This window comes from Devosia sp. XGJD_8 (assembly GCF_046614475.1).
In the GTDB taxonomy this organism is placed as follows: domain Bacteria; phylum Pseudomonadota; class Alphaproteobacteria; order Rhizobiales; family Devosiaceae; genus Devosia.
On the sequence record NZ_JBKJHF010000001.1, the window covers coordinates 2009002 to 2028898 of the forward strand.

Genomic DNA, 19897 nt, shown 5'->3' on the forward strand with positions numbered 1-19897 from the left:
GAGGTGAGACCTGCCCGCTGCGGCGATGGCAGGATGCACCTTGCCAAACCTTGTCCTCAAACAGGCTCTGGACGAGGCTGGGGGTCTGTGACGGCTACCGAAATGCCCGCCCCGGCAAGCCGGGGCGAGCGAGGTCTGCTTAAGCGCAGAGCGGAACCGGCTCTGCCGGGCCCAGATCACCGCCGAAGATCGCCGGGTCATAGGTGGTGGCTTCGCGATCGACTTCCTGCACGACGTTGAGCACGTCGTATTCGCTCGTCGGGTTCTCGTTGCCACGCACGACCAGGATCGACTTCATGCACTGGTGGTCTTCCGCACGATAGAGCGTGCGGCCATTGCCCATGCCGTCGAATTCGTGGCCTTCCAGCGCCTTGATGACTTCGGGCGGATAGAAGGTGCCGGCGCGTTCCACGGCGTCTGCATAGAGCAGCGTCTGGACATAGGCCGTGTGTGCGGCCTGCGACGGCGGGGAGCCATAGGCGGCGCCGAACGACTTGGTGAAGGCGATCGAGCCGGGATCCTGCAGGTTCCAGTGCCAGTTCGAGGTACCGAAGATGCCCTTGATGTTCTCGCCGGCACCCTTGGCCATCAGTTCGGAGAACAGCGGCACCACGATTTCGAAGGTCTTGCCGTTGGCCTCGCGGTCACGCATGCCGAACTGGATCGCCTGCGTCAGCGAGTTCACCATGTCGTTGCCATAGTGGTTCAGGATCAGCACGTCGGCGCCCGAATTGAGCACGGGGGTGAGATACTGGCTGAAGTCCGCAGCACCGAGAGGCGTGCGCACGGCTTCCGCCGTCTGCCAGCCGAGTGCTTCCGTCGCGGCCTTCATCGACTCTTCCTGGGTCCAACCCCAGGTATAGTCAGCCGTCAGGTGATAGGCGCGGCGATCAGTGCCATATTCCTGGCCGAGGATCGGGCCAAGGCCGATACCGGACTGGTAGGCGTTGAAGAAGTGGCGGAAGCCGTAGCGGCGCTTGTCCTTGCCGGTCGTGTCGTTGGAGTGGGTCAGGCCCGCCATGAAGATGACGCCCAGTTCCTGGCAGAGACCCTGCACGGCAATCGCTTCACCCGAGGACGAGCCGCCGGTGATCATGATGGCACCGTCGCGTTCGATCATGCGGGTGGCGCCTGCGCGGGCCACGTCGGACTTGGTCTGGCTGTCGGAGGTCACGAAGGCGACCTTCTTGCCCAGGATGCCCTTGCCGGTCAGGGCGGTCGGGGTCAGCACGCTGATCAGGCCGCCGTCGCCTTCGCCATTGAGATGGGCGATAGCAAGTTCATAAGCCTTCTGCTCGTCAGCGCCTTCTTCGGCATAGGCGCCGGTCAGCGGAAGGTTCAGGCCGATTGTGACGGTGTCGCCGGTGGGGTTGTTGCAGAATTCCTGCGCCCAGGCGCCTTTGGTGAACACCATGGGGGCAATGCCCGTGCCGATGATACCGGCCATGCCGGTCTGCAGCACCCTGCGGCGAGACAAGCCGCGCTTCAAAAGTGTCATTGATTTCCTCCTTTTGGCGCGGGGCGACTGATACATAGCCAGCAGCTCACCGCACCAAGGAGTATGACCCCTTCAAGAAAACGACGGCAATATGTCTTTGTAATTGCAACGATAATCTGTCAATAATTGCTCTAACCAGGGCGAATGTTAGTCAATTCGTTGACAAGCGCCGGGCGGGGGAGGGCCGGATCCATGCGTGCGCCGATTGGCTTCCGCATCAGCAACAGACGGAAATCGCTGAAGATTTCGCAGGCAGCGCTGGCACGAAGCCTGGGGATTTCTGCCAGCTACCTGAACCTGATTGAGAACAACAAACGCGACATCGGCGGGGCACTGCTCAATCGCGTGGCGGCGCAACTCGACATCGATATTGATGAACTGGCGGGGCGGGCCGAGCAAAAACTGCTGCAGGACCTCGAAGAGGCCTTCGCCGATCCCCTGGTCGAGTCGCTCGCTTTCCGCCCAGACGAGAGACGCGAACTGGTCGCGCAATACCCTGCCAGCGCCGCGGCGCTGGCGCGCATGCATCGCGCCTATTCCTCCGCCATGGCCCATGCCGATGCCTATGCCGACCGGCTGCGCTCCGACCCGTTGCTGTCGCAACTGCTGCACCAGATTCTGTCGGGGATTACCGCCATCCGATCGAGCGCCGAAATCCTCGAAGACGTGCCGGACCTCGACGAGGCCGAGCGGCGCCAATTCCTGACGGCCATTGGCCGCGACACGCGGACGCTGTCAGATGTCACCCGCAACCTGATCGGCCAGTTCGAAACGTCCAGCCAGAACCGGCGCAGCGTTTCCCCGGCCCGTGAAATCGACGATCTCATCATCGAGCGGCAGAACCACTTTCCGGAGCTGGAAGACACGGCAGACACGCTGCGCGCCGAGATTGAGCAGGCGGGGCAGTTCGGCATCGCGACGCTGACTGCATTGCTCGAGAGCAAGTTCGGCGTGGTTATGGTGGTTGGTGGCGCGCCCGGTGATCCTGAATTTCCGGGGCAATACAGGTTCGAGTCCGAGCGCCGGGTGATGTGGTTCCAGGGCGCTTCCACCCTTGCAACGCGCCAGTTCCAACTGGCTCGGCTCTATGGCCAGCTGGCTGGCGCCGATGCCATCGCCCATACGCTGGAAAGCGCGACGCTATCGACCCCTACGGCGCGCCGGCTGGCCTCGCGTGCTGTCGGCTCCTACCTGGCCGGCGCCATCGTCTTTCCCTATGCGCGGATGCTCGATGACGCCGAGGCTTCAGCCTATGACATCGACCACCTGCGGCAGGTCTACAATGCCAGTTTCGAGCAGGTGGCGCATCGGCTGGTCACCCTGCGCCGCCCGGGGCAGGAGGGCATTCCCTTCGGCTTCCTGCGCTCCGACCCGGCGGGAAGACTGACCAAGCATTTCCCGCTTCCCGGCCTGCTGCTGCCCAATAGCGGCCATGCCTGTCCGCTCTGGGCCATTTATGGTGCCTTCAGGACCCCTGAATCCATGTTGCGCCAGGTCGTGCGATTTTCCGATGGTTCGCGTTACCTGTTTCTCGCGCGCACCGTGCAGCGGCGCCCCGGTTCGTTCCGCGAGCAGCCCGCCCTCGCTTCGGTCATGCTGGCCTGCGACATGCTGCATGCCGACCGCACCATTTATGGTTCGGGCCTCGACCTGTCCGACCTTTCGGCGGACATTCCGGTCGGCCCGAGCTGCCGCCTGTGCACGAGACGGGACTGCGCCAGCCGTCAGGAAGAAGCCCTTTCCCCGGGAGGAAGCCGCTCGGAAACCCGCGCGCCGCTACTGCCCGCCCAATTCGGCCTTGGCGATCCGCCGTGATTGCGCTTAAGTGAAGCATCTGCGGAGGGGAGACCGCAGATTTTGAGGGGGGATTTTGGCAATAGACGTACTTATTGCCGAGGATGAGCCGAGCATTCTTGAATCGCTCGACTTCATCCTGCGGCGCGCGGGCTGGACGATCAGTGCCGTCACCGACGGTGACGCGGCGCTGGACGCGGTTCGACGACTGAAGCCACGCGTGCTTGTGCTCGACGTCATGCTGCCCAAGCGCAGCGGTTTCGAAGTGCTCAAGCAAATTCGCGCCGACGTCGAAACCCGGGCACTGCCGGTGCTGATCCTGACCGCTAAAGGCCAGCAGCAGGACCGGCGCATTGCCGAGGAGTTCGGGGCGGACGTGTTCGTGACCAAGCCATATGCCAATGCCGACGTGGTCGGCGCGGTGCGACACTTGCTGGGCCGAGATGCCGGAACTTCGTAGGCTCACCAGCGGCATGCTGCTGCTGACCGTGTTCGGCGCACTGCTCGTGTTGCCGCCGCTGGTCTACGTGTTTAACCAGCCCATCTTCCATTTCGGCATCCCGCAGATCGTCTTCTATCTGTTCGTGGTCTGGCTGCTCCTGATCGGCGGCACCGCGTTGCTGGCCCATGCCGTGCCGCGCGACGAACCCGCCGAGTCAGGTGACGGTGACCGCTGATGCTGTCGGCTGACTTCGTCATTGCCACCGCCGTGGGTTATGTCGGGCTGTTGTTCGTGCTGGCCTATTTTGGCGATCGCCGGGCCCGCACGCACAAGAAGTCGTTCCTGCACTCGCCCGCCGTCTATACGCTGTCGATTTCCGTCTATTGCACCAGCTGGACCTTCTATGGGGCAGTGGGCAATGCCGCCCGCAGCGGGCTGGAATTCCTCACCATTTATCTCGGCCCCACGCTGGTTTTTGTCGGCTGGTGGTTCCTGCTGCGCCGGCTGGTTCGCATCAGCCACCTGCAGCGCATCACCTCGGTGGCCGACCTGCTGTCGTCGCGCTTCGGCAAGTCCAACCGGCTGGCAGTCCTCGTCACCTGCATCGCCGTGGTCGGCATTGCGCCCTATATCGCCCTGCAGCTCAAGGCGGTGACCTCTTCCATCCAGGCGGTCGCCGGCTCGTCCGAATTCGGCCAGGGGAGTCTGGCCGGGATTGACGATGTCGGGCTCGCCTTCGGCATTGCCGCCGGCATGGCGCTGTTCACCATCCTGTTCGGGACCCGCCACGTCGACGCCAAGGAACAGCACCACGGCGTGGTCGCCGCCATTGCCTTCGAGGCCGTGGTCAAGCTGGCGGCCCTCGTGGCTGTGGGCATCTTCGTCGTCTATGTGGGCGGGGGCTTTGAGAACATCTTCAGCCAGGCCGCCGAGATCGGCATCACCATGGATGCCGAGAACACCTTTGACGCCCGCTGGCTGACCACGCTGGGCCTGTCGGTCGCCGCCATTGTCTGCCTGCCGCGCCAATTCCAGGTGACGGTGGTCGAGAATTCGGACGAGAACCACCTCCGCGTCGCCAGCTGGGCCTTCCCCGCCTACATGCTGCTGATGAGCCTCTTCATCCTGCCCATCGCGGTGTTCGGGCTCACGCGCATGCCGGCGGGGTCCAATCCCGACATGTTCGCGCTGACCCTGCCCATGGCTTTCGGGCAGGACGCGCTGGCGCTCTTCGCCTTCATCGGTGGCTTTTCCTCGGCAACGTCGATGATCATCCTGGAGTCGATTGCCCTCTCCATCATGGTCTCCAACCACATCATCATGCCGCTGGTGCTGCGCTATAGCTCGGGTGGCAGCGGGGACGGGCAGGGCATGTCGCGCATGCTGCTGATCGCCCGGCGCTTTTCCATCGTGCTGATCCTGTCGCTGGGCTTCTTCTACTTCTTCTTCACCCGGGATTCCGACGCCCTAGCGCCTATCGGGCTGATCTCCTTCACCGCCATCGCCCAGTTCTTCCCGGCGGTCATCGCGGCGCTGTTCTGGCGCGACGCTTCGCTCAAGGCGGCGACCGCGGCCATTGCCGCCGGCTTCGTCTTCTGGGTGTGGTGCAGCTTCCTGCCATCGTTCGAATCGGTGTCGCCGCGCATTGCCCTGATGATGAGCCAGGGCCCATGGGGCATATCCTGGCTGCGGCCCGAGGCCATGTTCGGGCTCGAGGGGCTCGACCCGCTGGCGCACGCGGCGTTCTGGAGCCTCTCGATCAACGTGCTGACGCTGACCGTGGTCTCGCTGCTGACCACCCAATCGGCGCTCGAACGCATCCAGGCCAGCGTCTTCGTCGACGTGTTCAAGCGCGGCCAGGTCGCCCGGGGCAACTTCGTGCGCGGTTCGGCCACCGCCAACGACCTATTCTTCGTGGCCGAGCGGGTGCTTGGCGAGCGGCGCGCCGCCGCCCTGTTCGAGGCGGAAGCGCGCGAGAGCGGCGTCGATCCTGACATGCTGGAGCCCTCGCCCGGCTTTATCGGCCGGCTGGAGCGCGAACTGGCGGGCTCGATCGGCGCGGCCTCGGCCCATGTCATGCTCTCCAAGGTCGTCTCGGGCAGCGAAGTCTCGCTTGAGGAAATGATGCAGATGGCCGACGAGACCCAGCAGGTCATCGAATATTCCCAGCAGCTGGAAAAGACCTCGGCAGAGCTGCGCTCGACGGCCCAGCAGCTGGAGGATGCCAACGTGCAGCTGCGCGAGCTGGACAGCCAGAAGGACGAGTTCCTGAGCCAGGTGAGCCACGAAGTGCGCACGCCGATGACCTCGATCCGCTCCTTCTCGGAAATACTGCTCGATGATCAGGACATCGACCCCGGGCAGCGCCAGCATTTCGTCTCGACCATCCACCAGGAAAGCCTCCGGCTCACCAAGCTGCTCGACGAGATCCTCGACCTCTCGGCACTGGAGCGCGGCGAACGGGCCTGGGACAATGTGCCGATCGACGCCGAAGCTGCGCTCGACCGGGCGTTGACGGTCTGCGAGGCGCTGCTGCGCCAGCGCGGCATGAAGGTGCAACTGGGCGAGCGCGCGCAGCGGACCATGGTCGAGGGCGACGCCGACAGGCTCTGTCAGGTCTTCATCAACCTGATTTCCAATGCGGTGAAATACAACGACTCCGATACCCCGCTCTTGCACATCTCCTCCACCGTCCGGGCGGGGAGCTATGTGGTGGATATCGCCGATAACGGCCCGGGCATCGGCAAGCGCGAGCGCAAGCTGATCTTCGAGAAGTTCTGGCGCGGTCCGGGCGGCGTGGCCGACCAGGGCGGGGCGGGGCTGGGGCTGGCGATTTCCCGCCAGATCATCGCCCGCATGAACGGGTCGCTGGACCTCGTGCAGGGCCCGCTGCCCGGCGCCTGCTTCCGCGTCAGGCTGACCGTATTGCGCTAGTAGTGCCCGTGATCGGGAATGTTGAGGACGTGGCCGCAGGCCTTGCAATGCACGGCGTCGGGGTCGTGCTTTTGCAAGCCGCATTCCGGGCAGGGAAAGTTCACCTTGTTCGGCCGGAAGATGGACTGGGCCAGGCGCACGAACAGCGAAATGCCCACGATCATGATGACGATGGATGTCAGCTTGCCCCAGGTGCCGGGCAGGGTGATGTCGCCAAAGCCCGTCGTCGTCACGGTGGCCACGGTGAAGTAAAGCGCGTCGACATAGCCGGCGATATTGTCATGGCCGCGATTGGCGAAGGCCGTGTAGACGAAGCCGGTGACCACGAACAGGAACACCAGCAGGTTGATGACGGCCTGGATCGGCTCCTGGTAGATGCCCAGATTGCGCTTGCGCAGCGGGCGCCAGAAGGTGGAGCTGCGCGTCAGCGTCCACAGGCGCAGAATGCGCAGGAAACCCAGATTGAAGAACAGGGTCGGCGCCAGGAGCGTCGCCAGGATGAAGATGTCGATGATGATCGGCAGCTGCCGCAGCCAGCGCATAATATCGGTCGTGGCCAGCGCCCGCGCCACCAGATCGACCGCCAGCAGTGCAGCAATGGAATAATCGATCCACAGGAACGATTCGTCCCCGCGCAGCAGCGGGGTGGCGATGAAGAAGGCGATGATCGCCAGGTCAACGATCAGCACCAGGGCCTGGAAGCGCTGCGCACCCGGCGACTGGCTGTGATAGAGCAGCCGTAACCGGGAGCGAAACTCCTGGAACGCAGTCTTGCTATCGTCGTCTGCTGGCTTGTCTTTTTCCGCACTCATACCCAACTGCCTTGCCAGCCTTCGCACGCAGGCGCAAGAAGACTGTCCCCGTTCGGGGCGTGACAATCAAGGTAACTTTGCGATGACCATCTCTGTCTATGACGTGACCGTGCCGGTATTCACCCGCATGCTGACCAACCTGCTTGCCATCATGGACAAGGCTGAAGCCAGCGCCGCCGAGCGCAAGTTCGACACCAAGGTTCTTTCCGACATGCGGCTCTCCCCCGACATGATTCCGTTTCGCGGCCAGGTGATGATCGCGACCGACCACGTCAAGGGCTGCGTCTGCCGTCTGTCCGGTCGCGAAATTCCCTCATGGCCGGATACCGAGCACAGCTTCGACGAATTGCGGGCCCGCATCCGCAAGGCACTCGACCTGCTGGCCACCATCCGGCCAGAAGACCTGGCCGGTGGCGAAAGCCGCGAGGTTACGCTCAAGCTGGGCGGCCAGGACGTCACCATGCCCGGCCTGACCTATCTGACCGAGCGCGCGCTGCCGAACTTCTTCTTCCACGTCACCACCGCCTACGCCATCCTGCGCCATGGTGGCGTGCCGGTGGGCAAGCGCGACTATATCGGTTAGCACAGCTAGCCTGACTAGTTCCGGCCCGGCTGTTGTTGGGTCTGAGTTTGAGTCTGGGTTTGGTTTTGCGGCGTGGGAGACGAGCCCGAGCCGGGATCGGCTTCCGCGCGCTCTTCCACGCAGTTGCCGACGCCGCTGACCCGGAAGGGCGGCAGCAGCGAGGCCTGGAACCGGGCATAGCGGAACTGCGCGCTGAGCGGTGCCCGCTCCGGATTGAGCCGCTGGTAGAGCACCGTCTGCTGGCCTGCCGCAATCCCGACTTCGCAGCGGTCGTCGAGCACTTCGCAGTCCCCGGAATTGTTGCAGATCAGCAGGGCCCCGTCATAGAGCATGACGCGGGTAATCCGCGGCTCGACGATGAGATCGAACTCGGTGCCGCGCACCGCAATGGCCGCCGTCGGCGTGTTGATCGAGTAGGCAGGCTTGGGGCTGTTGCCGGTGATGAAGCGGAAGGATCCGCCCAGCGCATTGATCGTCAGCTTCTGCGCCGTGTTGCTGCTTGCCAGCAGATAGGTCTCGATCAGCAGCGAACTGCGCGGACCGACCACCAGCCGCGTGGCGTCGTCGAAGATGATCTGGACCTGTCCCGAAGGACCCGTGACGATCATTTCGCCCACCGATACATCGGCGCCGACATGCAGCAGGCGGTCGCTGGAGCTGACCCGCGCCACCGCATCGGGGTTGACGCCGACGGCCGTGCCTTCGCCATCCGCATAGGCGGCTGGTGCCGCAAGCGACAGGCACAGGCCAAGCAAAGGTATCAAGACAAACTGTTTCATCATGGCCTCGCTTGTCGCAATGCGCAGCTGAATGCCGAATGAACATAGTATTACCGGCCATGGTGCGGAAACAAGTCGACGCAGGCCGCCAGGCCCGAACATCGATGGAAAAGCACCGCGCTCTGTTGCCGTGGCCTTGGGCAGGCGCTATTTGCACCACATTGCGGCAAGCCGCTCCAGCCCAGCCAAGAGGCAGTCATGAGACTGGCATTCGTCATCCCGGCCTACAACGAAGAAGCGCTGATCGGCAAATGCCTTGAATCGGTGATTGCAGAAATCGCGCGTTCCGGCGCCGATGCTGAAGTCATCGTCGTCAATAATGCCTCGACCGACCGCACCGGCGAGATCGCCCGCAGCTTTGCCGGTGTTCGCGTGGTCGATGAGCCCAAAAAGGGCCTAGTGAATGCCCGCGATGCCGGCTTTGCCGCCAGCGAGGGCTTCGAGCTGATCGCCAATATCGACAGCGACACCATCGTCCCGCCGGGCTGGCTCGATACCGTATTCGCCGAATTCGGCCGTGACCCCAAGCTCGTCTGCCTGAGCGGGCCCTACGTCTATTACGACATGTCCGCGTGGAGCCGGTTCCTGGTCAACATGTTCTATGGCCTGACCTACCTGATCTACATCCTCAACCGCTTCGTGCTGCGGGTGGGCTCGGTGGTGCAGGGGGGCAATTTCGTCTTCAAGCGCGCCGCCTGGCAGCAAGTCGGCGGGTATGACCGCTCGATCGAGTTCTTTGGCGAGGATACCGACGTCGCGGTGCGGCTGTCCAAGGTGGGCGGGGTCAAATGGACCTTTGCCCTCAAGATGATGACCTCGGGGCGCCGCCTCGAGAAGGAAGGCGTGTTCCGGACAGCCGGGACCTATACGCTGAACTTCTTCTGGGTCACCTTCCGCGGCAAGCCGGCGACCAAGAAGTATACCGATATCCGCCCGGACTGAGCCAACACATATAAGGCCGCACTGCGCCACTTTCGCGCGCCGCCGGTGAGGCAACGTTAAGTTTCCCAACAGCGGGGGAATCATCGGATGCTGAGCCTGCGCTAGAATGGGTTGCCGCATGGAGCGGCAGAGGGCCGGAACGTGACGACGATCCCCTCGCAGCTACCCCAGATCGTGACGGCGGCCCGTTCCGGGGCCTTGCAGGCATTGGCGCTGCAGGCCGGACAGGTGCTGGATGGCAAGGTCGTCGGCCCGGCCCCCAATGGCGGCACGCAGGTGGAAATCCGCGGCCAGATGCTGAACCTCCTGCTGCCGCTGGCCGCCAAGGCCGGCGAGACGCTGAAATTCGAGGTCCAGGGCAGCGCGCAGCAATTGCGCCTGGCGCTGCAAATGCCGACCGGTACGCCGATATCGCCCGCCACGCCGGCGCCCGCGCAGCCCACCCAATCCGCCACCCCGGTGACGCCTCAGGCCAGCTCGCCTCCCTCGCAGGGCAACCCGCCCCCAGCGCAGGTGACACAGCCGCAAGCCCCGTCCGTGCCGTCGACGCCACAACCGGCTGTTCCGGCAAATGCGGCAACCCAGCCGGCATCCACTCAGCAGACCGCATACCCCGCGCCGCCGCCGACAGCTTCAGCCAATCCGCCAACCTTGCCGCAGCCTGCGGCAGCACAGGCCATGCCGGCCGGCCCTGCCGCAATGCCTGCAGCAGCGACGACCCAGCCGGCAGTGCCGGCCACGCCCTATCCTCAGTCTGCCACACCTGCGCCCCAGCCCGTGCCGGTGGCGGCCGCCAGCCTTGGCCCTGCCGCCCAGGCGCCAGCGGCTGCTTCGGCCGTGCCTACCGGTATCCGACCGGTGGTGCCGGTCTCGCCAGCCACGCCCGCCGCCGGTGCGACGGCCAATCCGGTGCCGACGGCAACAGCGCCCCAGCCGGCGGCAACGCAGCCAGCCACCCCGCAGGCAGCGATTGCGCAAATGGTGCAGGCCTCGGTGCCACGGCAGGGCGCCGTGACCAGCCTGACGGCAGCGCTCACGGGTATTGCCGGCAAGGTGGTGCTGCCCGAACCGGTGGCCCGGGCGGCCCAGCAGGTCCTGGCCAACCGCGTGGCGATTGACGCCCCGAAATTCGACGGCACCAAATTGCAGGCCGCCATCCGCGGTGCGGGCATTTTCCAGGAGGCCGGACTGGCGCGCGGCCAGTTGCCATTGCCGCAGGCCGACATGAAATCGGCCCTGCTGGCCTTGCGGCAAACCCTGGTCACCTGGCTCGGCTCGCAGGCGCCAGTGGCCGCCGTTGCGCATATCCCGCCGCCGCTCAAGGGCGGCGTGTTGCGGGCTCGAGGTGCCGAAGCCCCGCCGGTCGATCCGCTGGTCGCCCCGGAGGAGGTCGGCAAACAGCTGCTGGAGCGCACCGAGTCAGCGCTGGCGCGGGTGCGGCTGCATCAGCATGCGTCCTTACCCGATACCCTGGCGCGGACGGCCGACTGGAGCATGGACTTGCCGGTGCTGATCGGTTCGCACCAGACCCTGCTGCAACTCCAGATCCATCGCGACCAGCACAATGAAGCCGACGCCAGTGCAGAACGCGGCTGGCAGATGCGTTTTGCCATCAGCCTGCCGGGCATGGGCGAAGTCGGGGCGCAGGTCTCGCTGCGGGCGGGTGCCACCGGCGTCATGCTCTGGGCTACCGAACCCGGAACCTCTGCCGCTCTCGAAGCCGAGGTGACGGCGTTGCGCGACACGCTGGCCGCCGCCGGGCTGAACCCGGGCGCCATTATCGTCCGACATGGCGAGCCGCCAACCCCGCCGCCAGCGCCTTCGGGTCACTTCGTGGATTCCCGCACATGAGCGATGAAATTCGTCCCCGCTCCGTCGCCGTAGCGCTGCAATACGAAAAGGGCACCCGCGATGCACCGCGTGTTGTCGCCAAGGGCAGAGGGTTGCTGGCGGACCGCATCGTCGAACTGGCGCAGGAAAACGGCGTGATCGTCGAGGCCAATCCGGTGCTGGCCGAAGCACTGAGCGGGGTGGAAATCGACGACACGATCCCGATCGAGCTCTACGAGGCCGTGGCGATCGTCATCGGCTATGTGCTGCGGGCCAGCGCACAGAAATAGCCTGCCGCCATTGCACAGCGCGGCATGCTTTCCCATCTCCTGATCATTATCAGTCGCTCATGGAGTGGGCACATGCCGAACCAGCAAGACCAGCAGGCCATTGACGGCCTGTTCGACCGCATCGAGGACGTGGCACGCAAGAGCCCGCCGCGCGATAGCGACGCCGAGGCGCTGATCCAGCAGCGGCTGCGGGAATATCCGCCCGCACCCTATTACATGGCGCAGACCATCCTGATCCAGGAAGAGGCTCTGCGGCAGGCCCAGGAGCGTATCGAGCAACTGGAAGCCAGCCAGCGACCGGCAGGCGGCTTCCTTGGCGGCCTGTTCGGCGATGCGGAGCCGCAGCAGCGGCGTCCGGCGCGCAGCCGCGGACCATGGGACAGCCAGCAGCAGGGTTATGACGACCGGCGCGGGCAGGGCGGTGGTGGTTTTCTGGCCGGAGCGGCGCAGACGGCCCTGGGCGTGACGGGCGGCGTGCTGCTGGGCAGCGCCATTGCCGGCATGCTGACGGGCGGCGCCCATGCCGCCGAAGCCAGCCCGGAAGAGCCTGCCGACTCGACGGAGCAGGAGTTTGACGCCGGCGGCGACGACTTCGGTGGTGGGGATGACTTCGACTTTGGCGGCGGCTTCTAGCCTCGCCTAGCGGACGGGCGAGCGCTTCTCGTAGAACTCGTTCCCGCCCGCTTCGAGCACGTAATACATGTTGTTGTAGGGAAAGCGCAGTCCGGCGGTGTGGAAATGCTGAGCATTCTGCACCCCGGGATGCCGCGCGCCCCGCAAGACCTGATCGGCCATCTGCGAGGCCAGCACCGCACCGCTATCGGTCATCTTGCGCGTGAGCACGCCCTGCGCGAACTGGTTCTTCTGCCCGACAACGCCGCAAACAGTCTTGGGATAGCGCGGATCGGCCTGGCGGTTCATCACCACCGTGCCGACGGCCAGCATGCCTTCCGAACTGGAGCGGTTCGATTCGAAATACATGGCGCGCATCAGGCATTCTTTTTCGCTGAGCTGCGCCATGCCGAAATTGAGACCGAGGAAACTGCAGCCCCCAAGCACCGACGCTGACACAGCCAGCGTCAGCGCATGGAGAATAGTCCGCGATATCGGTGCCATGGGCTGCTCCGGTCTGTTGCTTTGCTGCAAGTCAGACCGAAAATGCCCCAATAGGCTTAAGGCGGCCTTGCCCCGAAGGGTTACCAGTTCCTGAACGCGGCAAAGTTAGTCGCGCTTGAACAGCAGGGCCGAGAGCAGGGCAATGGTCCCCAGCACGACGATCACGGGCACGGGATTTTCCTGCACCACCTTGCCGGCGGCATGCGCCTGCTTGTTGGCTTCACGCGCCACGACGGCGCCCTGGTGACGGACTTCCTTGGCGAGGGCGACAGCATTGTGCTGCACATCGCTGAGCGCGTGGCCGCCATAGTCACTCACGGCCTCGGAGATAGAGGCGATCTCCTTGCGCAGCGCGGCAATCTGGTCGAACAGCGCGTCCGACACGCTCTCGCCGGCATCTTCGACTGTCTTGATAGCTTTTTTTGCACTCGTGGCCATGTGACGCTCCAGAATAGGGTTTCGTTGCTGGCTCAACTCTGGCCCGGGCCGGAAGTTCCGCCACACGCGTTCCGGCAGGTTTCGCCAGTGCCGGACGCGAAAAATTGACCGAAACGATCTTGGCGCTTGGCGTTTGACTCACCAGATGCGAAATGGACATGTCCATACGAGGGACCCGATGATGGCATCCAAGAGCCGCGCCCGCCTCAATCGCCAGTTCGACCGCCTGCAGCGGCGGATTCCGGGCTTTGCCGCCCGCTGGCTTGAGCGCATCCGCCGGCCGGAAGCCCGGCTGATCCGCATCCCGCTCGGCATCCTGCTCATCCTGGGCGGCATATTCAGCTTCCTGCCGGTGCTGGGCATCTGGATGCTGCCACTCGGCCTGCTGCTGCTGGCGTTGGACCTGGTCTTCCTGCAGGGGCCGGTCAATTCCACCGTCGTTCGTGGCACGCGCAAATGGAGCACCTGGCGCCGCGCCCGTCGTGACAAGAAGGCCGGCGGCGGCAACTAGCCCCTATAGGACGCCGCGATCAGGTCGACGGCGGCCGCCAGCTTCTCGTCGATAACATGCAGATACCGCGTCCAGTCATCGACATGACCGAGCTCGTCCGCCCCGTCGGAAATGCCACGCAGCGCCAATAGGGGCACGCCATAGGCCTGGCAGGCGCGCAGCACCGCATAGGTTTCCATATCCACCATTTCCGCGTCGATGCCGTCATAGGCCGCGCCCGAGACGATATTGCCGCCGGTCGAGAGGCTCGCCGTCGCGATGCCGGGCACTGTGTGCAGCGGCAAGACCGGCGGCAGGTCGAGGAACGGCGTCTGTCCCTTGGGAAAACCCAGAGCCGAGGCATCCATGTCGCGATAGGAGACGCTGCTGGCCTGGTAGATGCCGCATTGCTCCAGCACCCGCGAGCCGGCCGACCCCAGCGAAACGACAAGCCCGGGCAGGGCGCCGCTGCGTTCGCCAAGCGCCCGCGTGACGGCAATGGCCGCCTCGACCGGGCCGACACCGGTCATCAGCGGGGCAATGCGGGCGCGCAGATGCGGGCCATATTCGGCCTCGGCGGCCATGACATAGAGGATGGTCATGAATGCAAGGCTAGCATGGCCGGACGGCTTGCCAAGCCGTCTCGTTACCGGTTCGGTAAGGGGCTTGTGACAATCTGATGCATGTCAGCGGATTTCAGGGGATCAAAGTGCGTTTCGCGGTGATCGAGGGTAGCAGGGAGTGGACCGAGCCGACGCGCCCGGCGACGCGGTCTGCAGTGGTGTCCATTCTCGTCGAGGATGTCGAGGCCGAAGCCCGCCGCCGTCTCCGATCCTGCCGCCTGCAGGAATGGCGCACCCGCGAATTCATCACCGGCCGGCCCATGCCCGACGATGTCCGGCACTATGCCCTGCAGGTCGAGTTCGCCGCCCAGGCCATTTCCCGGCTCTCGCCCATTCCCGAAGACTTCGACAGCGACGTTTATTGGCCGCGCATGCTGGATCTCTGAGCCCGGCAACACGGTCGCCGGGCTTCGGGATCACGCCGCCTTCTTGACGCGCGGGCTGCGCTTGCGCGCTGGCTTGATCGTTGCGGCGGCCGCGCCGGCCAGTTCCGCCACGGCTTTGAACCAATATTGCTGATCCTGCCCTTCGGGGCGCCCATCGGCTTCCCACATCGCATAGGCACGGCTTTTCACCTGGTCTTCCATCGGTAACCTCACGCTGACTGATGCGCCAAGGGTGCCCCAACATGGTTTCGCGAGAGTGAACATCTGTCGGATTGCCCTGTGGTCAACCGTCCTTGGCCGGTCCCTGCTGACGCAGACTGGCACGCCGGCATGCATCATCGGTTGGGATTGACCCGATTTCCCGATAAACTTGCGCGACGGCGCAGAGCGGCAGGCAGGACGATGCGAAACCCCTTTCACCAGATTCTCGGCAACAACCTGGTTGCCAACATCACCAATTTCACCGTCTGGTTTGCCCTGACATTCTGGATTTTCCTCGAGACGCGCTCGGTCTTTGCCACCGGCATGGTGGCCGGCGTCTACCTGGTGTTCACCGCGGCCTTCGGCTTCTGGTTCGGCAGCATCGTCGACCACAATCCCAAAAAGCTCGCCATGATGGGCTCGAGCGCGGTCTCTGCGGCGTTCTATACCCTGACGCTGGCCATGGTGCTGCTGGAGCCCGAAGGGGCCTTCAGGAACCCCTATGGCGCCTATCTCTGGATCTTCGTCTTCCTCGTCATGCTGGGCGTCATTGCCGGCAATATCCGCTCCATCGCGCTGCCCACCCTGGTCACCGTGCTGATCCCCGAAGGGGAACGCGACAAGGCCAATGGGCTGGTCGGCATGGTGTCGGGCATCGGCTTTCTGACCACCTCGGTCATCAGCGGTTTTCTGGTCGCCTGGGGCGGCATGCTGGCGACGCTGGTGCTTGCGCTGTGCCTCACGCTGCTGGCCTTTGCGCACCTGCATTTCGTCCGCATCGACGAGCAGCGCGCTGCGCCCGAACCGGGCGTGCCGGCCGAGCCCAAGCGCGTCGACATCAAGGGCACCATCGCGGTGATCGCCGCCGTGCCGGGGCTGTTCGCGCTGATCTTCTTCGCCACCTTCAACAATTTCCTGGGCGGCATCTTCATGGCGCTGCTCGATGCCTATGGCCTGTCGCTGGTATCGGTGCAGGTCTGGGGCCTGTTGTTCGGTGTGCTGTCCACCGCCTTCATCGCCAGCGGCATCATCATTTCCAAATTCGGCCTGGGCAAGAATCCGCTGCGCACGCTGCTGCTGGTCAACCTGATCACCTGGAGCGTGTGCTGCGTGTTCACCGTCCAGCCGTCGATCTGGCTGCTGGCCGCAGGCTGCTTTGTCTGGATGCTGCTCGGGCCTTATGCGGAGGCCGCCGAGCACACGACGCTGCAAAAGGTGGTGCCGCTCGAGCGCCAGGGCCGGGTCTTCGGCTTTGCCCAGTCGATCGAGCAGGCCGCCTCGCCGCTGACCGCCTTCCTGATCGGGCCGTTGACGCAGTTCGTCGTCATCCCCTTCATGACGGATGGGGCCGGCGCCGACGCCATTGGCAGTTGGTTCGGCACCGGCCCGGATCGCGGCATCGCCCTGGTCTTCACCATTGCCGGCTTTGTCGGTGTCGGCGTGACCATCCTCGCGCTCAATTCTCGGCATTATCGCGAATTGTCGGCAGCCTATGCCGGCGCACCTGACGACGCCGAGGAAGCCCCAGCGGAAAGCCCTGCCTGACCGTGCGCTAGGCCGGCTGCAGCCTTCCCGCCTGGCCCACGCTGGGCCGCGGGAAGGCCAGCGCCATGACAGCCGCCGCGACGCCAATCGCAGCGGAGCTGACATAGAGCCAGTGATAGTCCCCGAAAGTGTCGAAGATCCAGCCGCCTCCGACCGGGCCGAACGCCATGCCGATCGAGGACGTCATGGTGATGCCCCCCAGCACCATGCCCATGACCTGCGGCTCGAAATAGTCGCGCGCCAGCACCGAATAGAGCGGCATGACCCCGCCATAGGCCATGCCAAGCACGGCCGCGAGCATGTAGAATTCTGTGAGCTGGGTGACGTAGATATAGGCGTAGATGCCGACCGCCTGCAGCACCAGCCCGCCGATGATGACGCGCTTCACGCCGATCCGGTCCGCAAGCAGGCCAAAGATCAGCCGCCCGAACAGTCCTGCAACACCTTCGACACTGTAGATGCTGGCCGCAGCGAGCGCCGAGGCGCCGCAGATCATGGCATAGCTCACCGTGTGGAAGATCGGGCCGGAATGGGCGCCGCAGCAGAGGAAGAACACCAGGGCAAGCACGGCAAATTGCGGCGTTCGCAATGCCGCAAAAGGCGAGGCCGGGCGGGGCGCCGCAACCGTGCTATCGGCCGCTGGCGCCACGGCCGCCGCCTGGGGCGCGCGGCGGATGAGGAAGCTGGCCGGGATCAGTATCGCCCAGGCGCCGATGGCCACCATCAGCATGGCGCTGCGCCAGCCATAGGTCTCGATCAGCACGCTGGCCAGCGGCGTCACGATCATCGGGGCGACGCCGGCGCCGATCGAGACCAGCGAGACGGCAAGGCTCCGGTTCTTGTCGAACCACGCCAGCGTGGTGGAAATCAACGGCGCGAAATAGGCGCCGCCGGCCGCGCCGATAAGCCCGCCATAAGCCAGCTGGAAGTGCAGCAGCTCGGTGGCGCGGCTGGCGAGGAACAGCCCGCAACCCAAGAGGATAGAAGCGATCAGCACCACCGGCCGGGCGCCGATGCGATCGCTGAGCGTGCCCCAGCCGAAACCGGCGACGCCCATGACGATGAAGCCCACCGTCATGGCGCCGGAAATACCGGCGCGGGTCCAGCCGGTATCGTCGGCCATGGGTTGCAGATAGACCGGCAAGGCAAACATGGCGCCAAAGGCCACACAGGTGATCAGCGCACCGGCGGCGACGATGACCCAACCATATCGCATATCCATTTCTCACATCCCCCGAGGTTGTCATCCTCTAGACGGATGAGGCCCCCTCGGGTCGACAGGAGCAAGCGGATTTATTTGCGCGGTTCTAGGCCGGCGCGAGCATCGCTTCCGGGACCACGGCGGTAACCACCCAGCGCAGCACCGCCTTGCCCTCGTCCTCGACCACCGAGCGGCAGGTGCCATGCACGTGAAAGCTGCGTTGCTCGAGGGCAATGCGGAGGCGGGTAGAGCCGGCCTCGGCCTCGGCAGTTGCTCGGCCGTCTGTCTCAACGGCAGGGTCAAGCAGGCGCACATCGGCCTGTGTCAGGCCATTGGCCTCGGCCCACTGCGCCGCGGTGATCTCGACACATTGCTCGATTTCGCTCAGCTCCGGCCGCCCCTTGAAGGCGGGCAGGTAGAACTCGCCCGCAGCAAGAGACGCCAGGAAGGCGGGAATGTCGTTCGGCGTCAGCCGTCCATAGCGCGAGCGCTGCGGCATCACGATCAGCGATGGAGCAAAGTGGCAGCCGCCGAAATGGGTGCACTGCATCACGTCGAAACCGAACGCACCGGCCTTTTCGCGCAGCGCCTTGTAGATCGGAAAACCATAGAGGGCGCAGCAGGCATTTACCTTGGCATCGGTGCAGCAAAGGATGACCGGTCGGGGCAAAGCAGGGCCGGTGAGCGGCGTCCCGCCCGCCCAGAGGCGGATTAGCTCCGCAGCCTCTTCCTGGCTCGACGGCAAGGCCGTCCGGCCGTCGGGAAATGACACCAGCTCCAGGTCGGGCTGCCCGTCGCTTTCGAGCAGGCCCACATAGCGGCCCGGCCCATAGGACTGGTGGATGGCCTGCTGCAGCACCTCGTCCATGCCGGCCGATTGATAGCGCGGGCGCCGCCACTTGCCCTTGGGCCAGCGGATGAACAGGTGACGTTCCGCCATCGCGCCGGTGCCGGCGAGCGGCTCTCCCTGGGCGAGGGCGAAATCGGTGCAGAAGGTGCGGTCAGCGGCCATCCCGGCGATCGATCAGTCGGCCGCGGGCGCCGGAACGCCATAGATCTCGGCAATGTCGTCGAGCATCATATAGGCGGTGTAGATACCGCCCCCGAGATTCCAGGCCAGTTCCTCGACCCGGATCGCCTTGCCGGCCTCGACGGCGGGCAGACCCAGCCAGAGCGGGTCATTGAGCCATTCTTCCAGATTGGTCAGCGATTCCGCATCGTCGGCATCAGCCGCGAAGTAGAAGATCCGATCGCCCGCCATTTCCGGAATCCGCTCCCGGCCGATCTGAACGAAGGTCTCCTCGCTGCGCTGCAGCGGCGGCCGTGCAATGCCCACGAGGTCAAGCACGACGCCGGGGAAGGAGTGGTCGGAATAGATGCGGGTCCGGCCGGGTGCGAACCGCACCAGCGAGACCGTTTCCTTGGTGGCATCGCCGATCGAGGCAGCCAGCGCATCGGCATGAGCTTCAAGCGCCGCGACATTGGCCCTGGCCTCCTCGCCAAGCCCCAGCACCTCGCCATAGAACTGGTAATTGTCCAGCCAGGCCGAGCCGATCGTCTCTGACATCACGGTGGGCGCAATGACAGAGAGCTGCGGGTAGATCTTCTCCTGGCGCACCTTGGTGCCGATGATCAGATCGGGTTCGAGCGCGGCCAGCATTTCGAGGTTGATCGCCGTCTCCGTGCCCAGCGAGACCGCGTCGCCCAGCTTGTCGGCCAGATGCGGATAGAAGGGATTGCCCTCCCACGATTGCGCCGCCGCGATGGGCTGCACGCCCAGATGCAGCAGCGCCTCCGTGCCCTCATTGGTGAGGATGACCACGCGCAGCGGCGCTTCGGGCACCTCGGTCACGCCCATGGCATGGGTGATCTCGCGACCCGTGGCGGCTCCGGCAAGGCCGAGTGCGAGGGTCGAGCCCATGAGGGCGGCGGCAAGCAGGAAGCGGATCATCGGGCAATCTCGTCTGTTGGGGAAAAGGCACCGGGCCGGCCA

General features: G+C 64.8%; 21 protein-coding genes and 1 pseudogene. 12 read left to right on the forward strand and 10 right to left on the reverse strand.

The annotated features are described in order from the left end of the window. Positions 1-139 precede the first annotated feature (139 nt). Positions 140-1498, reverse strand: a complete 1359-nt coding sequence (locus ACLI1C_RS09435) for a substrate-binding protein (RefSeq protein ID WP_411396603.1) — start codon at positions 1496-1498, stop codon at positions 140-142. A gap of 192 nt (positions 1499-1690) precedes the next feature. Here ACLI1C_RS09435 and ACLI1C_RS09440 point away from each other — a divergent pair, with 192 nt between their 5' ends. The 4 genes from ACLI1C_RS09440 to ACLI1C_RS09455 are packed head-to-tail and all read left to right on the forward strand — an operon-like array spanning position 1691 to position 6668. Next, positions 1691-3313, forward strand: a complete 1623-nt coding sequence (locus tag ACLI1C_RS09440; RefSeq protein WP_411396604.1) for a short-chain fatty acyl-CoA regulator family protein — start codon at positions 1691-1693, stop codon at positions 3311-3313. A gap of 55 nt (positions 3314-3368) precedes the next feature. After that, positions 3369-3752 (forward strand): response regulator transcription factor, encoded by a 384-nt coding sequence (locus tag ACLI1C_RS09445; RefSeq protein WP_411396605.1) that lies wholly within the window; start codon positions 3369-3371, stop codon positions 3750-3752. A gap of 13 nt (positions 3753-3765) precedes the next feature. Continuing rightward, positions 3766-3969, forward strand: a complete 204-nt coding sequence (locus tag ACLI1C_RS09450; protein ID WP_411396606.1) for a hypothetical protein — start codon at positions 3766-3768, stop codon at positions 3967-3969. Beyond that, positions 3969-6668 carry an ATP-binding protein gene (locus ACLI1C_RS09455; protein ID WP_411396607.1) on the forward strand — a complete coding sequence of 900 codons (2700 nt, stop codon included), beginning with the start codon at positions 3969-3971 and terminating at the stop codon, positions 6666-6668. Before ACLI1C_RS09450 ends, ACLI1C_RS09455 begins: the two co-directional genes overlap by 1 nt. On the opposite strand, the gene ACLI1C_RS09460 is transcribed toward ACLI1C_RS09455, so the two are convergent. Continuing rightward, positions 6665-7480 carry a potassium channel family protein gene (locus ACLI1C_RS09460; protein ID WP_411396608.1) on the reverse strand — a complete coding sequence of 272 codons (816 nt, stop codon included), beginning with the start codon at positions 7478-7480 and terminating at the stop codon, positions 6665-6667. The genes ACLI1C_RS09455 and ACLI1C_RS09460 overlap by 4 nt on opposite strands. Before the next feature lie 82 nt (positions 7481-7562). Here ACLI1C_RS09460 and ACLI1C_RS09465 point away from each other — a divergent pair, with 82 nt between their 5' ends. Next, entirely contained in the window at positions 7563-8063 is a 501-nt protein-coding gene (locus tag ACLI1C_RS09465) for a DUF1993 family protein (RefSeq protein ID WP_411396609.1), read from the forward strand. Positions 8064-8077: 14 nt separating this feature from the next. Here the strand turns inward: ACLI1C_RS09465 and ACLI1C_RS09470 are convergent, their stop codons facing one another. Beyond that, the gene (locus tag ACLI1C_RS09470) at positions 8078-8845 is read right to left on the reverse strand and encodes a FecR domain-containing protein (RefSeq protein WP_411396610.1); all 768 of its coding nucleotides are present in this window, start codon (positions 8843-8845) and stop codon (positions 8078-8080) included. A 195-nt stretch (positions 8846-9040) separates the two neighbouring features. Here ACLI1C_RS09470 and ACLI1C_RS09475 point away from each other — a divergent pair, with 195 nt between their 5' ends. From ACLI1C_RS09475 to ACLI1C_RS09490, 4 genes are all read left to right on the forward strand, one after another. Continuing rightward, on the forward strand, positions 9041-9784 hold the full coding sequence (locus tag ACLI1C_RS09475) for a glycosyltransferase family 2 protein (RefSeq protein WP_411396611.1): 744 nt from the start codon (positions 9041-9043) through the stop codon (positions 9782-9784). A 141-nt stretch (positions 9785-9925) separates the two neighbouring features. Beyond that, positions 9926-11635 carry a flagellar hook-length control protein FliK gene (locus ACLI1C_RS09480; RefSeq protein WP_411396612.1) on the forward strand — a complete coding sequence of 570 codons (1710 nt, stop codon included), beginning with the start codon at positions 9926-9928 and terminating at the stop codon, positions 11633-11635. Further along, on the forward strand, positions 11632-11904 hold the full coding sequence (locus ACLI1C_RS09485; RefSeq protein ID WP_411396613.1) for an EscU/YscU/HrcU family type III secretion system export apparatus switch protein: 273 nt from the start codon (positions 11632-11634) through the stop codon (positions 11902-11904). The genes ACLI1C_RS09480 and ACLI1C_RS09485 overlap by 4 nt, the downstream gene beginning before the upstream one ends. Positions 11905-11976: 72 nt before the next feature. Continuing rightward, positions 11977-12537: a DUF2076 domain-containing protein gene (locus ACLI1C_RS09490; RefSeq protein ID WP_411396614.1), complete on the forward strand. Its 561-nt coding sequence runs from the start codon at positions 11977-11979 to the stop codon at positions 12535-12537. Positions 12538-12555: 18 nt separating this feature from the next. On the opposite strand, the pseudogene ACLI1C_RS09495 reads toward ACLI1C_RS09490, so the two are convergent. Then, positions 12556-13020: pseudogene (locus tag ACLI1C_RS09495) on the reverse strand (cell wall hydrolase); the annotation flags it as partial. A 105-nt stretch (positions 13021-13125) separates the two neighbouring features. Beyond that, positions 13126-13458 carry a hypothetical protein gene (locus ACLI1C_RS09500; RefSeq protein WP_411396615.1) on the reverse strand — a complete coding sequence of 111 codons (333 nt, stop codon included), beginning with the start codon at positions 13456-13458 and terminating at the stop codon, positions 13126-13128. 178 nt (positions 13459-13636) lie between these two features. On the opposite strand from ACLI1C_RS09500, the gene ACLI1C_RS09505 reads away from it, so the two are divergent. Continuing rightward, on the forward strand, positions 13637-13969 hold the full coding sequence (locus ACLI1C_RS09505) for a hypothetical protein (protein ID WP_411396616.1): 333 nt from the start codon (positions 13637-13639) through the stop codon (positions 13967-13969). Here the strand turns inward: ACLI1C_RS09505 and ACLI1C_RS09510 are convergent. Next, entirely contained in the window at positions 13966-14550 is a 585-nt protein-coding gene (locus ACLI1C_RS09510) for a 5'-methylthioadenosine/S-adenosylhomocysteine nucleosidase (protein ID WP_411396617.1), read from the reverse strand. The two genes, ACLI1C_RS09505 and ACLI1C_RS09510, sit on opposite strands and share 4 nt — an antisense overlap. Positions 14551-14657: 107 nt before the next feature. On the opposite strand from ACLI1C_RS09510, the gene ACLI1C_RS09515 reads away from it, so the two are divergent. Further along, positions 14658-14957, forward strand: coding sequence for a hypothetical protein (locus ACLI1C_RS09515; RefSeq protein WP_411396618.1), 300 nt, complete (start codon positions 14658-14660; stop codon positions 14955-14957). Between the two features lie 30 nt (positions 14958-14987). Here the strand turns inward: ACLI1C_RS09515 and ACLI1C_RS09520 are convergent, their stop codons facing one another. Continuing rightward, positions 14988-15158, reverse strand: coding sequence for a DUF2934 domain-containing protein (locus ACLI1C_RS09520; protein ID WP_411396619.1), 171 nt, complete (start codon positions 15156-15158; stop codon positions 14988-14990). A gap of 201 nt (positions 15159-15359) precedes the next feature. Here ACLI1C_RS09520 and ACLI1C_RS09525 point away from each other — a divergent pair, with 201 nt between their 5' ends. Then, positions 15360-16703 (forward strand): MFS transporter, encoded by a 1344-nt coding sequence (locus ACLI1C_RS09525; protein WP_411396620.1) that lies wholly within the window; start codon positions 15360-15362, stop codon positions 16701-16703. A gap of 7 nt (positions 16704-16710) precedes the next feature. On the opposite strand, the gene ACLI1C_RS09530 is transcribed toward ACLI1C_RS09525, so the two are convergent. From ACLI1C_RS09530 to ACLI1C_RS09540, 3 genes are all read right to left on the reverse strand, one after another. Further along, complete coding sequence (locus ACLI1C_RS09530; protein WP_411396621.1) at positions 16711-17925, reverse strand: MFS transporter; 1215 nt, start codon at positions 17923-17925, stop codon at positions 16711-16713. A gap of 85 nt (positions 17926-18010) precedes the next feature. Further along, positions 18011-18916, reverse strand: coding sequence for a sucrase ferredoxin (locus ACLI1C_RS09535; protein WP_411396622.1), 906 nt, complete (start codon positions 18914-18916; stop codon positions 18011-18013). Positions 18917-18928: 12 nt separating this feature from the next. Continuing rightward, positions 18929-19855: an ABC transporter substrate-binding protein gene (locus ACLI1C_RS09540; protein ID WP_411396623.1), complete on the reverse strand. Its 927-nt coding sequence runs from the start codon at positions 19853-19855 to the stop codon at positions 18929-18931. Positions 19856-19897 lie beyond the last annotated feature (42 nt).

Excerpts from the sequence above, each read along its gene's own strand:
- ACLI1C_RS09435 (WP_411396603.1), bottom strand. The coding sequence starts at position 1,498 with ATGACACTTTTGAAGCGCGGCTTGTCTCGCCGCAGGGTGCTGCAGACC.
- ACLI1C_RS09440 (WP_411396604.1), top strand. The coding sequence starts at position 1,691 with ATGCGTGCGCCGATTGGCTTCCGCATCAGCAACAGACGGAAATCGCTG.
- ACLI1C_RS09450 (WP_411396606.1), top strand. The coding sequence starts at position 3,766 with ATGCTGCTGCTGACCGTGTTCGGCGCACTGCTCGTGTTGCCGCCGCTG.
- ACLI1C_RS09455 (WP_411396607.1), top strand. The coding sequence starts at position 3,969 with ATGCTGTCGGCTGACTTCGTCATTGCCACCGCCGTGGGTTATGTCGGG.
- ACLI1C_RS09460 (WP_411396608.1), bottom strand. The coding sequence starts at position 7,480 with ATGAGTGCGGAAAAAGACAAGCCAGCAGACGACGATAGCAAGACTGCG.
- ACLI1C_RS09465 (WP_411396609.1), top strand. The coding sequence starts at position 7,563 with ATGACCATCTCTGTCTATGACGTGACCGTGCCGGTATTCACCCGCATG.
- ACLI1C_RS09470 (WP_411396610.1), bottom strand. The coding sequence starts at position 8,845 with ATGATGAAACAGTTTGTCTTGATACCTTTGCTTGGCCTGTGCCTGTCG.
- ACLI1C_RS09475 (WP_411396611.1), top strand. The coding sequence starts at position 9,041 with ATGAGACTGGCATTCGTCATCCCGGCCTACAACGAAGAAGCGCTGATC.
- ACLI1C_RS09485 (WP_411396613.1), top strand. The coding sequence starts at position 11,632 with ATGAGCGATGAAATTCGTCCCCGCTCCGTCGCCGTAGCGCTGCAATAC.
- ACLI1C_RS09490 (WP_411396614.1), top strand. The coding sequence starts at position 11,977 with ATGCCGAACCAGCAAGACCAGCAGGCCATTGACGGCCTGTTCGACCGC.
- ACLI1C_RS09500 (WP_411396615.1), bottom strand. The coding sequence starts at position 13,458 with ATGGCCACGAGTGCAAAAAAAGCTATCAAGACAGTCGAAGATGCCGGC.
- ACLI1C_RS09505 (WP_411396616.1), top strand. The coding sequence starts at position 13,637 with ATGATGGCATCCAAGAGCCGCGCCCGCCTCAATCGCCAGTTCGACCGC.
- ACLI1C_RS09510 (WP_411396617.1), bottom strand. The coding sequence starts at position 14,550 with ATGACCATCCTCTATGTCATGGCCGCCGAGGCCGAATATGGCCCGCAT.
- ACLI1C_RS09520 (WP_411396619.1), bottom strand. The coding sequence starts at position 15,158 with ATGGAAGACCAGGTGAAAAGCCGTGCCTATGCGATGTGGGAAGCCGAT.
- ACLI1C_RS09525 (WP_411396620.1), top strand. The coding sequence starts at position 15,360 with ATGCGAAACCCCTTTCACCAGATTCTCGGCAACAACCTGGTTGCCAAC.
- ACLI1C_RS09530 (WP_411396621.1), bottom strand. The coding sequence starts at position 17,925 with ATGGATATGCGATATGGTTGGGTCATCGTCGCCGCCGGTGCGCTGATC.
- ACLI1C_RS09535 (WP_411396622.1), bottom strand. The coding sequence starts at position 18,916 with ATGGCCGCTGACCGCACCTTCTGCACCGATTTCGCCCTCGCCCAGGGA.
- ACLI1C_RS09540 (WP_411396623.1), bottom strand. The coding sequence starts at position 19,855 with ATGATCCGCTTCCTGCTTGCCGCCGCCCTCATGGGCTCGACCCTCGCA.